The following is a 17245-nucleotide window of genomic DNA, read 5'->3' as shown; positions in this document are numbered from 1 at the left end:
ATCAACAAAAAATAACGTCCAGTAGTGGGAATAGCAGTAACAGGAAATGAATGATGACGACCAGAAGATCTTTCCTATTAGGCAGTACATGTATGTTGGCCGCAGCGAGGGCAATTGGCTCAAACGTACCAAATAAATCAGGCCATAAGCCCAATGTCTTGATGCTCGCCATCGACGATTTAAACAGTTGGGTTGGAGCTATGCGTGGTCATCCGAATACAAAAACACCAAACATAGACCGACTGGCCCAGCAAGCAACAACATTCACAAACGCACATGCCCCAGCACCGCTATGTGGCCCATCCAGAGCCAGTATAATGACGGGACTACTACCGTCGACTACGGGAATATATGGGCATATAAGAGATAACGATATACGCGTAGCGAATGCGAAAGCGGCTCAGTCAACGTTTATAAGCGAATATTTTAAACAGAATGGATACTACACTGCGGCAGTGGGTAAAATTTTTCATTATGGTGTAGCTGACGGGAGCTTCGAAGTGTTTGGTGGAAGACCCAAAGGGTTTGGCCCTTATGCACCTAAGCGAATGAAGTGGGATAGCAAAGGGACTAACACTGACTGGGGCGCTTACCCAGAAAAAGATGAATTGATGCCTGACTATGAATCGGCCAAGTGGTTAGTTAAACAATTACAGCGAACACACAATAGACCCTTTTTCTTGGCAGGTGGTTTTCTACGTCCTCACGTACCTTGGACTGTGCCTCAGAAATGGTTCGATATGCACCCTGTTGAAGATATCGAACTTCCGCCTTACTTGCCAAATGACCTAGATGACGTCCCGGAAATAGCTAAGCGCATCTCTACCTATAAGATGATGCCGACGACTGACTGGGCTATCAAGTCGGGAGAGTGGAAGAACATTGTTCAAGCATATCTAGCAAGCATTTCTTTTGTCGACCATTACGTAGGGCAAGTATTGGATGCACTGGCATCAAGTGAATATGCCGACAATACCATCGTAGTTTTATGGGGCGATCACGGTTATGCCGTGGGAGAGAAAAACCGGTTTGCGAAAATGTCGTTGTGGGAAACGTCCACCAGAACAACGCTCATTATTAAGCCGCCAAAGTCTTCAGGGCGCCAGATAAGTAACCGGCCTGTAAGCTTAGTGGATTTATACCCAACACTTGTGAGAATGTGTGGTCTACCAGAAAACCCTCAAAATGAGGGGAACGACATAAGTCCATTGCTAAAGGAACCAAACGCACAATGGGAACATGTTGCGCTTACAACGTTTGGCCTCAACAACCATGCCGTAAAAGACGACCGTTTTAGATACATTCGTTACGAAGATGGTAGCGAAGAACTCTATGATCACAGAACAGATCCTAACGAATGGAATAATCTCGCAGGAAATCCTTTTTACACGGATATCAAGAGTGCTTTAAGCGCGCATCTACCCAAAGAAAACGCCAAATGGTCGCCTGTTTCAGAATACCGAAGCAATGAATATTTCAACGCATTGACAGAAAAGGCCAAACAAATTGAATGACCCTCATTTGTACTCGCTCAGAATTTGCCAGACAGTACTGGGCCCATCTCCGTTGATACTTTGAATACCTTTACCGGACCAATCAAGCCCGAAGACTGTAGCTTTTTGGGTTGCTTTTCAAAGAAATTAAACCCAGTAAATGTTACTCTTTCACTTTTTGGTGGTGGTCTGTTCTCGACGATCCACGGCGCGGTATCTCCAATCATTGAGTAGCCGCTTGTATCGGGTAACGCTTCATCACCAATTAATCGATTCACCCAGGTATTGGTTACATCAACCTCAAGGGTGTTTTCTCCTGCTTTGATAGCCCCGCTAATATCCACAACAAATGGGGGCTTCCAAAGCGTTGCAACAGGCTCTCCATTAACGCTCACTTCAGCTATTTGTTGGACGTCGCCTAAATCAAGATAGAGCGGTTTTCCATCAGTCATTTGCGATGACGCTATAAAAAAGTGATTGGTATATTTCGCGGTACCGGAATAGTATTTAATGGACGAAAGAGGGCTGTTTTTCCAATCTATGAGCGTATTGAAGGTTACCTTACCTGGGCCTGCCCACTCTTCGTCAAAGTATACCTCCCATGGTTGATCAAATTCATGTAATACCTTGTGTTGGTTAACGTAATAATCGCGCAATAGTGTGCTTTGCTTATTCACGTAGTTCGGCGTTTGACCTTCACGGCGAATTACAATAAACCTTGAGGCGAATGGCTCTAAAGGCAGAGTTGTTGTAAGGCGCTTATTTGCTCTTGTAAAGTCAGTGATATGTTCAATGCTTCCATCATCGATATTCCATATTTCAGCTTTGCCATTGCCATTTCGCAAATTCACTTCAACTTGCTTAAAGAATGGATCATCGTTATAAAAATAATACAGGTCATTTTTACCTATACGCCGGTGGGCGAAAAACTGTGCAGGCTTTCCGTCTATCACCAAGTCGGGGGCATAATTTAATTGGGCTATGGTTTCCTGAAGCGTAAAACTACTGACTATACCTTTTTTGTAGCGCCGTAGATGTTTTTCGTTTTCTGACTCCTCCCCCCACAGCTCTTCTACAATTGAGTCAAACTCTTTCTGCTTTGACCATTCACTATATCCAATAACTTTATCTGGCTTATCTCCTATAACTGTTGCTCCCTGTGCCACTAGTTCTTTAATTCGCTGTAAAGTTTTAAGGTGCATATACCCGGTTTTGTACAAATGCAATGCACGATAACGGGTACCTTCAGGCAGCACTAGGTATCCGTCCTCCACTTTTACCCGGTTAATAAGCACCTCAGTATTGGTGTAATCGTAGCCAAACCCAGCTGGCACTGATGTATTATTCGCATTACCTACGCGCAACGGAGCCATATCCCCAAGGTGAACAAGAAAATCGGCATCGGGAACTCCTTGTTGAAGCAAATATGAGCCGCGCGCCAAATACTTAAACCAGGCTTTTCCTCCATTGCCCCACCACGTTTGGGTTCTATCAATATGGGACCCAATCGAGTCCATCGTCATGCCCGGCTTGACAAAGTTGTTAGGTTGATGCGCAAAGCGGTGGAACATGGTTTCGTTTATGCCCCTTGCCCACATTTCGTCACCATAATGTTTATAGAAATATGGATGGCCATACCAATTTACCGTATTAATAGATGTGAAAGACTCAGCTGATATAATGTTCTTTCCATATATGTGGGCAGAGGAGATAGCAGCCATAACACGGCCGTTATATTCCTGCTCTCTTACCCAAAATTCTCCCATAAGGCGGTCCGCTTGCCCCCCTGCGGCTAATTCATCAAAAGGCCCCCAACCATAGGGTTCAATGTACGACTCTAGGTCGTACTCATTTGATACCCGAGTAAACTCCCCAAAATAATTCTGAACCATAAGATCTGACAAGTGCTGTCGAAAATCTTGTAAAATAGCGCCTGTATGTTCAGCGGATTCTATAATGCGGCCTGTCAATAAAGGTAACCACGGGATAAGATCGTAACCAAACTTCGCTTCAAACGACTTATCAATATTCTGTGTCCAGTTTTGGCCTCCTACTTCATAGCTATCAATCTCTGTTGTTTTTAGAGATTGTATGCCTTCCTCCTGCACTTTTTTAACCAGCTTCCCCACATACTGTTCAAAATGGTACCGCAAAGCACTGGGATCGAACTTATCTACCTCTAAACCTTCTCCTTCAACCGTAGCCGGCACATTAAAAGCCCCTGTACTGGTGTATCCAAATCGCAGAATACGCCAATTTCCACTTGGCACTTGAACACCGTCTTGAGGCAAATCACCTCTATTTAGTACCACGACATCATTTACGCTAGTCATTGCCTCAGGCGCTAATGAAGGCGTCATGCTAAGTCTTCCGCGCTCCATTGCATTCATTGAAAGCCAATTGTCAATGCGAGGTATCGACCACAAGTCAAAGCGTTTAATAGCAATAGGTTTAGTAAAAACAATTCTAAAGTACTTTGCCCTAAATCCATCCTGCTCCTTACTGACTAGCTGCGGACTGAATGCCCACATCCTAGCCCCCGTTCTCGGCCTGCGAAGTTTATCAACCACGGTGGTAAAGTTGATACCATCGTCTGACACCTGTAGTGAAGCGTCCCCATGCCGGTTGGGCGTTTCTATCTGTAAGCTACGCAGCGACGCAGCGGTTTCAAGCTCAATTTGAACCCAATACTCATCATTTTTATTTTTAACAAACTCGAGTTCTGTATCCCAATCGCTATCCGACAATGCTGCAACGTTCAGTGCAGAATCTGAAGCGCTTAGCTTCGCATTGGCAAAGGCATTATTTGCATTAAATTTATTTATAGGTAAGGCGATTACAGCTACGTCTCTATAAAACCCCTCTGCGTAACCCGGCTGAGGTGGCGTTAAATTTCTTCCTCCACTTACGGCAACTTCTGACCATGTTATTCGCTTCATGGACAATTCAGGCGTAATCCAAGGTCCGCCACTCGAAGTCCAGCCATCTGAATTATGAATACCAAACTCTATGTTGTTTTTGTCGGCTTGTGCGGCAGCATGAACGAGATGATCGTAGAATTCTTCAGTACCAAATCTGATTGGCCCGTTAGATGAGTAAGGTACATTGCGTCGATGAACATGAAAAAATATGGCGCCCCCGATTCCTGCATCACCCAGTGCCCTGAAATCCTCGGTAAAGCCATCTTTACTGAGATTACCGTTCATTGCGTGCATCCAAGTTTTAGGTAAAAAAGTCTTTTCAGGGTTTTTAAAAGCTTGTTCCGACAGGGTATCTGCGTTCACTAAACTCCCGAATAGAAAGACGACTAATGACATTTTACAAACGACGTCAGCAACAGAATGGAACATTTCAGCAAATTGACTTTGATTCATAATGATTACTTTTGTAACATTGCGATTACATATGACCGAATATATATCACCTTTGTTTGTTTTTAAAGGGAAGGTGACTTAACACTCACATCTATGTGAGGCCAACCGAGAAAATAATTATGAAACTCAAACGTGATGCGTTCACAGAAGGCGCCTCAAACGCCAACATTCTATGGCTAACGACCCTATTGCTTTGCGTTATCGCGATTACCAGCGGTTGCAGCCTGACGGATAGCCGCGTGGAATCTAAAGAGAAAGTCAGCTTTTATTCTCAGCGCCAAGCTTTGATCGATACGTTTTCTAAGACGGATAATGTTTTCGCTGCGCTTGAAGCACAAATAGACCCTACGGATCCGGAAAGCAAAAGCTATTGGCAATGGCGGATAGACCAGTACATGTTCGGTCAATACCCCGAATACCAACCCATTTACAACGCTTTTAAAAGCGGCAAAAGTTTCAGCGATATTTACGGGATGGCAGAAGAAAATTTAGGTCCAAAGAAACCGCTGCCAGCAATACTTCCTGAGTTACCACCTGGATATTTCACAGATAACTTACAGGGCAACCCCCACAGAGGGTGGCATTATGTAGACGGCGATACGGTATACATCACTTACCAAGGCCAGCTAACAGACCCCTACATAGCTAAATACAATCTCGTCACTCACCAATGGCAAGGGCCGTTCAAAGCAGCGGAAAGCACCCTGTCAAAGGATGAACGCAAAATAGATAGTCACGGCAGGCCAGTCATAGAAATGGATAGCGAAGGATACTTACACCTGATATACGGTGGCCATGGTGGAGAACGCGAAGATGGGCTTAACCCAATGTCTATTGACACACCGCACGCTGGCGGGCGAATGCTTCATGTCATGTCCAAGAACCCCTATGATATTAGCGAATTCCATTACGTAGACGACATATCTCCCTTCGCTTCTTATACAAAAAGCTACAAAATGGGTAATGGTGATATCTATTTTTTTACGCGGGCAGGTACGCACAAGTCCCCTTGGGTGTACTACAAAATGAAAGCGGGGACCCACAGATTTGAGCAACCAGTAATAATTACAGCGCCAACACCACAGCTAGATAACCCAATCAATGTGGATACATTTTATATCAATCCGCTGAAAATATCTGATTCAGAAATTGCTATTAGCTACTTGTGGCACGAATGTAACTTCCTCGAATTACACGACAAAACTACGTATGCCCGTATTAATGCATATTACATGCGTTTAGATACAACCAATGACACCATGTACAACGCCCAAGGTGAGCAAATACAACTTCCAGTAACCCTGGAAGTCGCTAATGAAAAGATGCTAGCTTTCGATTCCACTGACAAGGAGGAAACACCGTTTGCTACCGTTCCTGTGGTATTAGAAAGCGGGGCACCGGCATTAGCCTACGAGGCACGCACTAAAGACGCACGCGAATGGCGTCTGACGTCATTTAACGATGGTCAATGGACACATAATTTGCCTATGCCCAACACGGTAAACCGCTCACTTCGCAATGAGAATGGCGAAGAAGTAATTAAAATCCTTGAGATAGAAGAGTTAACAAAAGAGCAAAACAATCACCATGCTTTAGTGACCTACCGCAATCGAAACAACCACACCACTTTCGCTAAAGCAACTAGTCAAAATGGCGTTAACTGGCAGGTAAAAGATGTATATCTTTCCCTTAAAAACACACGGATACAAATGGAGGCAATCCGCGATAGTTCAGGTGATGCTGTTGCGGTGCTTTTAAATGTCAAGCAAGGCCCGTCTCAACGCTTGTACTTGTGGCAAGACGGCACTTTTCGATCACCTCAACACCAACCAAATCAGAGTAACTTTTCAAAGAGTACAGCTATCATTTATGAATCTTTTGAAAACAAAGGTTGGAATGCCGTATCGCCTCGAGGCTTCACCCCGGGGTTAGACGCTGCGCTTGCCAAGAACTTTATGTTCAATCAACTGCAAAGTGAAGACGCTTTTGATTTGGAAACGGAGATTGTTCGCAGTGGTCAGTATGCCGCAAAACTAACATGGCATCACGAAAATCCGGCCGCTTACAATGGCGACCCTAAAAAAATAGATAACGTTGACAGAAAAGCCATGTTCCACGGTTTCAAAACACAAAAAGTAAAAGGCGCAGAAGCCTGGTACGGTTTCAGTTTTTTCTTTCCTAAGGAGGGAACGCAAAACGAACCCAATGAGTGGCTGTTTTTTCAAATACACGGCAGTGCCGATAAACGGCTGAAAGAACATTCTAGAAACCCTCCATTTAGCCTGACTCTTAGTGAAAGCGGTATGAAAGGAAATTGGAAATGGGACCCATATACGCTCAGCCCCACACGCCACGGCGATGGAACGTCTCACTTTAAAATACCAGGTAGTAAAGCAGACTATCTGGATAGATGGGTGGACTTTGTTCTTCATGTCAAGGTGGACTATTCGGATGCAAAAACAGGTTTCTTAGAGCTATGGGTAGACGGCAAAAAAGTCCTCAATCAGCACAATATCCAATTTGGTTACAACGACGACAAAGGCATTTATCCCTCATGGGGATTGTATTTCAATGGTGATTTAAGTGGTATGAAAAATGAGCACTACCTGTATCTAGATGAAATACGCATGACAGATCATCCTGATGCAACATACGAAGATGTAGCGCCAGGCCAGTAGATTATTAAGATTGTTCTGCAATAAGCAAAGTTTCTCTAAAAATCGGTTACGGTGATGCTGCCCTCTAACATTTTAGCCAGCGATGCCTCCCATTCGGAGGTGTCCCAATTCGTGCGTCTCCCCATAGATATAGCACGTTCCAGTTCTTCAACCGCGCGTTTGAAATCTCGTTCTGGGCGCAGCCTGTAAGAAAGAGATAGCAGGTAATAATATTCAGGGTTGAGGTTCTGAGAACCAACTATTGAGTCCAGATGTTGTATTGCCCCTTCAACGTCTAACAGCGATGCATCTGCTGACGTTAATTTTATTTTGGCAGTATGCAAGGCTGCCGCATCATTCCCTTTTTTCATTGCCGATTCAAACCAAAAGAGTGCTTTCTTCTCATCTGCAATAACCCACGGGCTAGATAGCAATAACTTACCTAATCGATACTCAGCCCGAACGAGTCCAAATTTACTTGCTTCTGTTATCCAATGAATGGCTTCGGGGATCGCCTTCTGGCTCAAATACAACTGCATGCCATATTCATACATTGCTGCTGGGTGCCCTTTAACAGCCAGTTGCTTTAATAAAGCCTCTGCCTCGCCAGCTTCACTTTGCATCCAAGGAAACACTACCATTGCCATTGCATACTCATAGAGAGATGCTAGCGAAGGATTACTTTTAGCTGTCCGCACAATCCGACGAGTTTCTCGATATAGGCTAGGTATTTCCTTATTTAAGGTGAATTGATCACTAATGGCTGCGCCCAAATATGCACGGTGTACAAACGCGGCTGGCTTTCCGTTGAGTACAGGCTTCGACAATGGAAAAAGTTTATACGCATTGAGATAACGCTGAGTGTTCCCCGACTTTTGCACCACGCTTACGTACCTGACAGAACCGTCACTGGCCACGTCATTTTCCACTACGAGAAAGCCGGGGTTGTTAACAACCAATACCAAATCCGTTACGTCGTCCTCCTCCATACTATTCAATTCATCGTCAAAGTTTTGAAATTCGTTCAATGCTTCAAAATAGATGTTGCGTTCCAGCTCGTCATTTCCGTCAAACGTTACCTTTTGGTCAAGTGTATTGTGATTTAATTCTGGCAAGTACTGCTGTTGATGCAAAAGATGCTTCTGTTTGACCTCGTTGACGACTTGCTTGACGAGCATTAGCTGCGATTCATCTAGCGAAGAGAGCATGTTATTTACCAACGCTTCAGCATTGTAATATTGTTTTTCTGCGGCTAAAGAAAAATAAACCAAAGCAGATACCGCATCTGTCTCCACTCCCAGTCCCTTTGAATACATAACCCCCAACTGATATTGGGCATGAGCATTACCCAGCAGTGCACTTTCTAAATACAGGGGCACAGCCAATGCGTAATTTTTGTGCTTAAATTCGGTATTGGCTTTAAGTACATTCACTGCAAATGCATGAGCCGACAACCCTGTCAAAATGGCTGTGGCCAGGAGTTTTTTAATTGTCATTATTGGAGTCCTTTATAAATTTAACAAGTCAAGCTATAAGACATGTAATGACTCTTGTGACCGCGAGTATATGCATGGCTCAGGTCGAGCATGTAGTAACCACGGCTCTATTGCAGCACCATAGAAAAATGCTTGAATACCGCTGGACTAGCCGTCTTCACCGGCTTATAGCCAACGTATCTCATATTTTTGTACCGCAAAAGATGGAATAGCGCCCTTTATGACTACATCTGAATGCGAAGAGGCACTGCCGACCGACGCTCCTTCGCGCCACTCACTCCAGTTAAGAGAATTCATTTTTCCGTAGTTAACTCTTTTTTCCGCGAATACAGATTGACCTTCTTCATTCAGAGCGTTTTGCAGTGAGGCTGTTGGATGAGTATTAGCTTTGCGCCATCCTCCTTCGCTTTCCGGTATCATAGCTTGGGGGAAATCTTCGCAAAATTGTTGCTCGATCATTGTTTCACGGTCAATTTGTGTGACCCGATACCTATATTTCGTACCTGCCGGTTTGTCGACATTCATGACAAGCTTCAGTGACTCTGGTTTCTGGTAAGCTGGGTTTTCCGTGTTGAAATTGAAGGTGAGTATATCCAACCCGTCGCCTTCCTGTCGTTGTGAGAAAATACCGTCGACCCGGTTGCCTTGGACCGTTTTTTTTACATTTGAGAAATTATCGAACACAGCATTGCCCAGCATACTGTGAATCGCTAACTGCGTCATAGCCTCCGGACTATATGAACCATCATGCATATTCCCCCACTGAAACACCTTTCTGATATCATGCGTTAATACCATTTTGCTGAACATGGCAAAAAACGCAGCATTGTGAGAAGTAGCAACGCTAACAAAGCCAGCGCGCTTCATTTTCACAATAAATTTGTATTCATGGATCTCAAAGTCGGCATGGGGGTTAAAATCTGTATGTGCCTTTATGGGGGCAATTTGTGTCGCATATACCTCGTCCATATCCATTTCGTGTGGATGTGTGATATGCGGATAATAAGAAATTGCGAGAAAATCATACGGAACGTTATTTTTCTTCGCCCAACTTACGAAAAAAGGAGCGTACGCGTTTTCCGTATTTCCCGTATAATCTACGTAGTGGCTTTTGTGAGATGCTTCGCGAAAATGAGCGCCCACTTTTGCGTTTGGCAGCACAGATTTAACCGCCTCAACGGTATTGCGGTAGTGTTCGAAAAACGCTTCGCGAGTGGCCGCCCAATGCTGTGGTCTGGTATCAATTTCAGAGCCAATTCGAAAGCGCCAGGCGCCTACTTTATCTTTCCCATACCGGCGAACTAATTGGGTCAAAAATTCCCGAATATATGCTTGCCATGCTTCTGAATCATTCGGGGGTAATCCGTTGCCGTAAACACCTACCCTGTCTTTCTTTAAATAGTGTTGCCCATCCGGCTCATCGACGAACTTATAACCTCGCTGAAATGCCCAGGGAGGGTTGTCTAGAACAATTTGAAATATCTCCCAGTCATTCTTCAACCATTGATCAATTCGCTCAAAAGCAGGGGCAAAGTTATAAACGTACTTTTCGCCATCCCACAGATAAGTATCACCAGTGAGATCCTGGTTAAACCATCCACCTAGCGTCCTTACCATATTGACTTTCGGTATGCGCCCAAATGAGGCGGGTTTGGATCCCGCATTACCTCGCTCTGTGCGAACGGCAACATCAAAGAAATCGTACACGTCGCCACGCTGTAACCGCTCGTCAGTAAAATCCGATGTCAAAACCACCTGCATTTGGTTATTGGCTATATGCCGTTTTTGATAAAACGAAGGGGCATCGAGCGGAAATTTTTTATGTAGCAGCATCCGAAGTTTATTTTCGATGCCGGTATGCTTTGGCCCTCCCGACTCATTAGATCGTGCTACAGGAGTTTTTCTGTGATCGTATAATTCAACGTATTCTACCTTTTGCGTTTCTGCGTTTCGCCATTCGGTGTACCGCCAGTCCCCATCAGTAACCGTAACCCCCATTATTTTACCCCGGTTAAACAAACTGTAGGCCGCCTCTTTAAAATCTTTGTCGGGTTCGTCAACCAGGGACAATAAGCTCGTGCCATCAATATCTGGTATTGAAATACCTGCAGCTTCTGCAAGTGTGGGGAAGATGTCCACATTCTCTACCAGCGCGTCTGAGGTTTTATTGGCAACACGTGTTTGGTGAGACAATTCACGACTAATGATCAGCGGTACACGGGTATCTAACTCCATGTTTGTATGCTTGTTCCATGCACCATATTCTCCCAACTTATAGCCGTGGTCACTCATTAGTACCACTAACGTATTTTCTCTCAAGCCAAGTTCGTCTACTGCATTCATGATGCGACCAATCTGTGCATCCATGTAACTTACTGACGCGTAATACCCGTTAATCAGTGTTCTGGTCAGCGCGTCACTTGTACCGCCTTCTTTGGGTATACCGCCGTACATACGCAGCTCACCCCACTTGGTTAATGCAAGGCGATACATACCCTCAGGCTTTTGCCGGTTGGGAACTGTGATTTGCGCACTATCGTACAAATCCCAGTATTTTTTAGGGGCGTTAAAGGGAAGATGCGGCTTACTCATCCCCACAAACATAAGAAATTTTTTATTTTTTACTTCTTTGAGCGTGCGAATAGCGTCGTTTGCCACTTTGCCATCTTTATAAAAATCATCTTTCACATTTCCGGCTTCGTATGCGAATCGGCTCTCCTTGTTCTTCTCAATTGCGTAGAAGTTATCTAATTTTTCAATATGCGTTGACCAGTTTTCCTGATCATCTGTAGTGCTGTGATAAACCTTTCCAATACTAATAGTCTGATAGCCGTTTGCTTTGAATAGCTGTGGTAAGGACACAACATCGGGCTGGTTGGGCCTTAGTCGTCCATCTTTTCGAATCGTGTATAGCCCGGTTGTTTCGGGGCGTAACCCGGTCATGATACTCACGCGGGAGGGGCCACAAATCGCTTGTTGCGCATAGGCACGGGTAAACTTCACCCCCTCTTGGGCTAACCGATCTATATTGGGGCTATGCACCCGAGGGTGCCCGTAGGCCCCTAAATCCGGACGTAGATCATCAACGAGAAATACCAGGATATTTAACGGTTTTCCGGACTCATTCGCACGGCTACATACAGTAAAAAACAATGTCATTGATACCAGGATTACCAATATAAAATATCTATTCATCTCAAAACCTGTCCGAGCGCCTTCCCGAAACAACGCTAGTTATTTGCACTGTCAACGCAAAAGATTGAATTTGACAACAAAAGACCATTTATAATCAAAATACATTTTTATTACAAGTTTAACCACTAAAAGAAACAGACAAGAAAAATAAAGCAATTTATTGTTTTTATTGGCGACAAGTCTTTCCCACAGAGTAAATATCACCATACTTGTCAACCCGGTGACGGTACCAAAAAAGGACCAGCGAAGGTCTCTACTCATTAATTAATCACGGAGTGAGCGATAATGACGCATAAAAATCACAAATGACTTTAATACTTTAGTTTAAACAACAAAAACAAAAAATAATAAAAAACAATAATTTAAAAAAAACAACGTTAGCATTCACGTTTAAGGAATCGCCAGAACCTCTGTATTTAACGCCAAAAAGCAAGGAAATTACATCTACCATGTTGAGGTCCAATTTGAAATTAAATGTTAAAAATGATGACAAATGACTTGTTTTGATTGTTTTGGGTGGTTAATATAGTTTCACAAATCCTTAACAAGGTGTTTAAGAGAAACGCACTTAAACCAAATAACGAAGAGAATGGGACGATGCACAACACACAATCACATGTAAACAGAAAGCTGTTGGGTAATACCGCAGCACTATTGTTAACCATAAGCTCCCCCACGCTATTAGCACAGGAAGTAAACTCAGCGATCGACAATGCCGCAGCAGCCGCAGAGAGAAAACTTCCCAATGAGGACATTGAAGTAATAGAGGTTTCAGGAGTCAGAGACTCTTTGGAAGACGCACTAAATACTAAACGCAATGCTCCATCTATTGTAGACGCTATATCGGCAACAGATATTGATGCATTGCCAGCACTAGATTTCGGCGAAGCGCTACAGGCAATTCCCGGTGTTCAGCTAAACTCTGATGAAGAGGGAAGACAGAGCACTATCAGTCTCCGCGGCCTTGGTAGTGGCTTCGTTAAAACAACAGCGTTCGGCCAATCATTTGCCACCCCCTCTAGTGCGAATAATATCAACTCTGTCGGTGAACCCAATCCTTTTGCTGCGTTTGAAGCAAGCATATTTGACGGGGTAACTATCATTAAGAGTCCCACTGCCGATCTACAGGCAGGAGGAATTGCAGGTACAGTAGATCAGCAATTGCAGCAAGCCTTATCGAAGAAGGACGGAATACTGACATTTAGTGCCGGTGGTCGCTATGAGGACTTAACCGGTAATGTGGATCCCAACGTAAGAATTGCCGGTGTTAAGCATCTAATGGACAATAAACTCGGGGTTGCCTTCAAGTTAGCCGGTTCGGGGCAAACGTTCAGAAGAGACACATTTGATATTATTGACTACACATCAGTCGACACTGTCGATGGTGATGTCAGGGCAACAAACATTGCTGAATACAGAGAAAAATGGGGGCTGCCAGATGATGCCCAGCTAACGGCCCCTGCACGTGGTCGTAACGTTAGCGAATACAGTGACGGTGACCGCGTTTCGTTTTCCGGAAATATCGAATATCGCGTTGCAGACCATTTTAAACTGGGCGCACATCTCTTATTTTCAGAGCGGGACTTAGCTGACGGAACAAAAGAAGCGAGTACATTTAGCCCCGGTTTCAATACCAATCGTCGCGATAGAGATCATTTTGATGGTCGTGTAACACTCGACATGGATACAGCGCCATTTGCCTATGATAGAACCGCTGATGAACAGAATGCACCGCTAGTTTACGCGGTGTCTGCATATGACTTTACAAATGGTGCACTGCAAACTGAGAACAGAAAAACAACATTCCGCGAAAAAACGCAAGGTATCATTTTATATGGTGACTATTACACCGAAAATTGGGCATTTGACGGAAAGATTACCCGATCAGACGCGACAAACGAGTTTCAGAATGTCGGCTTTACTTTTCTGCATGATCAAGACTGGCGTTCCGCTTTTAACTTCACCGACGCAGAAGGCCGCAGAACCGGTGTAGAAAGTATTCCAACAGGGTTCAATGGATCGATTAATTCAGGAAACGGTAATCTGGATGATATCGTTGTCCAAGGACAATTGGAGCAGCCTTACGTTTACAATGACTTGGTTTGGCAAATTCCGAATTTAAGTTCTGCAAGTATCAATTCGGTGTCTGATGCAAACCAGGGGCGTCGCTTAAGTTTCCGCATAACTGGCCGCGTGAGAGATTTATCCCGTGACGTGACTAGCGCAGAATTCAATGCCGAACGTTATACAGATTTTGGATTTGGAGATAAGCTGAATTTCGAAACCATTAAATTTGGTGCGCGATTCTCCAGGGAATCACTGGAAAGTATTGACCAAAGACAAGGTCTTGCTGGTGTTGATACAAGTAATATCTCTGATGCATTCCTCACTGACAATGTGCTGTCTTCGTCGCAAAACGACTATTTTGGTGGAAACATTCCAGGCACCTTTGATAACACCTCCGGCTGGTTGACTATTGACAACGCACTGGCGTTGGAAATGTTACAAAGAGGAATAGAGACCGACGTTAACAATATCCCAACCGCTACTACATTCAGTACACCCTACCCTGAGTTGGAGCGAAACAGAACCGGTTTCTGGGACACTCAAGACCGAAATAGTGGTCTGCCATCAAATATCGGTTATAACTTTGAAGCCGAACAGGATATTTTTGCTATCTATGCCATGTCGGATTTTGCCGGTGAATTTGGCCCGGTTATGTACAGAGGTAATATCGGTGTACGCCATATTCAAACCGACAACACATTTGATGGCTTTGAAACCCAAGTGGATGATCAAGGCCGCAATGGTATCGCATCACCCGTTACCTTTGAAGATGACTATCAACACACCTTGCCCATGGCAAACATCACGTTTGAATTACGTGAAGATTTACTCTTGAGAGCAGCGTACTACGAAGGTATCGTTCGCCCTAACTTATTGGCTCAACGACCTACCGCGGCGCTTCGGGGTGGCAATCAATCGGTTCGCCTTGACCTACCCACCGCAACCGTTAGACCATACGAAGCGACAAACTACGATTTATCCCTTGAGTGGTACAATCGGGAAGGTAGTGCAATATCCATCGGCTATTTCAAAAAAGATATTACCAACCTGTTTGACACCGAAGAGGGCTTTTGCCCAGATCCAGGGACCAACAATATCGTTGACAATCTCCTCGGCGATATTGAACGGACGCCAGGCACCAATGGGCGTGAGTTTGGATGCGTACAAACTACACCTATCATCGATGATGATGGCAATGAAAACTTCAGAGAAGTTAACATAACAGCTCCCATCAACGTTTCCGATACAATTACTGTTACTGGTTATGAGCTGGCGATTCAACAAAAACTCGATTTCTTACCCTATCCGTGGAACGGATTCGGTGGAGTTTTCAACTATACCAGTCTTGACCAGGAAGGCAGCGAAGTTGAGTTAACCCGTGTATCACCTGAGTCTTTCAACGTAATTACCTATTGGGAGAACGATGGCATCAGTTTGCGGTTATCTTATAACTGGCGCGATGATCAAACACTGAAAGGGGCAAACTCGTTCTTAGGAACTAACTCCCGGACACGTGCAGCCATTGGTCGTCTTGATTTTGTTGGATCATATGCGATTAACAAAAAAACAAAAGTATTCCTTCGCGCGTTTAATTTAACTGACGAAGTGGGTAAAGAATACTTGGGCACAGATGAAAGAGCAGTCAGTCGTCTCACCTATACGGGGCGCATCTACCAATTAGCTGTTAATTACAGATTTTAATTCATACCTTCCGCTGGCTAAGAACAATGCGTCTTAGCCAGCGATTTACTCTACAAGAACAGCTTTGTTCCTATCCATTGCACGTTAAAAAGACACTAAAATTGGCGTGTACCTACCTAAGGCCTTGCCGCGGCAAGGCTTTTAATCTGCACCTGTTAAACCCGTGATTCGCGAGATAAAACATCCGCTTTTCTCACTATAGACGCTGGCGGCAGGCGAAAGACGCCGAAGTTGAGAGCGAGCGCATTGCGCCCGTTTCTGCAATATCAGGAGGGGAGTGACAACGTATATCGATGGTGCGGTAGAGAAATCGCTTTTAGTTTTCAATGGTCAAAATTGTCTTTATGTCTTGTGGTGTAGCATGTTTGTTTCCTCCCTGATCAGCACCTGTAATCCACCAGAAGATCATTCCGGCATCTGAGCAGTCAAACTTGCCACTTTGAAATGGAACTACTCCGTCCTGCTCCGCGTAAGCTAGCATTTCCCAGATAAGTGAAATACCTTTATTTTCACTATTTTTTGCCCAATCCCAAGCGCTGATAGGTGTTTGTAACCCAACATTTTGGTCACCAATTTGATGCTCTTCAACACCATAATCCAGTATTTCTTGCCATGTAAAGTAATCGCCGCTGTTATCATTAGCAGGATGGTGTGATACGACTTTTACGTAGCGCCTTTTTTCTTTGCGGGAGGCTTTTAGCGCATATCCAATAAGATCAGGTTCACCGGCTTCAATTATCCACAAAGGTTCTTCGTTCGATGCATTGTTTATAGCAGCAGTTAAATCAGCAATGGCATCGTGTTGTGCCGTTCTGCAATTATACAGTTGGCTTACTCGCTCAAATGGGCCAAAAACGTCAAGAGCTTTAGTTATGGAGTGGTCAAGAATGCGTTGACGTCGCATTTCATTTTCTGCATCAATTTGATAGCGAGCTTTATTTCGAAATGGATCCAAGTCACATGAATGAGAAATGTGTACCAGTCTGTCTGACGCTTGGGCTTTGTCTAAGAGTGCTAAAAGCACAGGCGTCGCGCCGATGTCATCCGGATCTGGCGAGTTCCCGTCAATGACTACCGCCAACTTCCCATGAGGTAAATTAACTTGTTCAAGTACTGACTGGGGTACTACAAGCGCACGATTTCGATTTTGTATATCCGCGTGTGTAGAACAAGCCGACAGTACAAGACTTGTAAATGCAATGTGAAAAGCAGTTTTCATAAATTCCTCGTGTAGGGAGCTATCAAGCAGGCAGGTCAATTAA

7 protein-coding genes are annotated in these 17245 nt (G+C 44.3%); 3 read left to right on the top strand and 4 right to left on the bottom strand.

The features are described from left to right. Positions 1-50 precede the first annotated feature (50 nt). Complete coding sequence (locus KO518_RS01240) at positions 51-1514, top strand: sulfatase (protein ID WP_252735730.1); 1464 nt, start codon at positions 51-53, stop codon at positions 1512-1514. A gap of 17 nt (positions 1515-1531) precedes the next feature. On the opposite strand, the gene KO518_RS01235 is transcribed toward KO518_RS01240, so the two are convergent. Continuing rightward, positions 1532-4867, bottom strand: a complete 3336-nt coding sequence (locus tag KO518_RS01235) for a glycosyl hydrolase (RefSeq protein ID WP_216023983.1) — start codon at positions 4865-4867, stop codon at positions 1532-1534. 119 nt (positions 4868-4986) lie between these two features. Here KO518_RS01235 and KO518_RS01230 point away from each other — a divergent pair, with 119 nt between their 5' ends. Further along, complete coding sequence (locus KO518_RS01230; RefSeq protein ID WP_216023982.1) at positions 4987-7545, top strand: heparin lyase I family protein; 2559 nt, start codon at positions 4987-4989, stop codon at positions 7543-7545. Positions 7546-7580: 35 nt separating this feature from the next. Here KO518_RS01230 and KO518_RS01225 read toward each other — a convergent pair whose 3' ends face one another. Beyond that, positions 7581-9020, bottom strand: coding sequence for a tetratricopeptide repeat protein (locus tag KO518_RS01225; RefSeq protein WP_216023981.1), 1440 nt, complete (start codon positions 9018-9020; stop codon positions 7581-7583). 165 nt (positions 9021-9185) lie between these two features. Next, the gene (locus tag KO518_RS01220; RefSeq protein ID WP_216023980.1) at positions 9186-12215 is read right to left on the bottom strand and encodes a sulfatase-like hydrolase/transferase; all 3030 of its coding nucleotides are present in this window, start codon (positions 12213-12215) and stop codon (positions 9186-9188) included. Positions 12216-12812: 597 nt separating this feature from the next. Here KO518_RS01220 and KO518_RS01215 point away from each other — a divergent pair. Further along, the gene (locus KO518_RS01215) at positions 12813-15983 is read left to right on the top strand and encodes a TonB-dependent receptor (protein WP_216023979.1); all 3171 of its coding nucleotides are present in this window, start codon (positions 12813-12815) and stop codon (positions 15981-15983) included. 316 nt (positions 15984-16299) lie between these two features. On the opposite strand, the gene KO518_RS01210 is transcribed toward KO518_RS01215, so the two are convergent. After that, positions 16300-17202, bottom strand: a complete 903-nt coding sequence (locus KO518_RS01210) for a hypothetical protein (protein ID WP_252735729.1) — start codon at positions 17200-17202, stop codon at positions 16300-16302. Between the last annotated feature and the right edge of the window lie 43 nt (positions 17203-17245).

The sequence above is a fragment of the Aestuariibacter sp. A3R04 genome, from assembly GCF_018860805.1.
In the GTDB taxonomy this organism is placed as follows: Bacteria; Pseudomonadota; Gammaproteobacteria; order Enterobacterales; family Alteromonadaceae; genus Alteromonas.
Note: the sequence above shows the minus strand (reverse complement) of the source record. Positions and strands in the feature narration are given on the sequence as shown.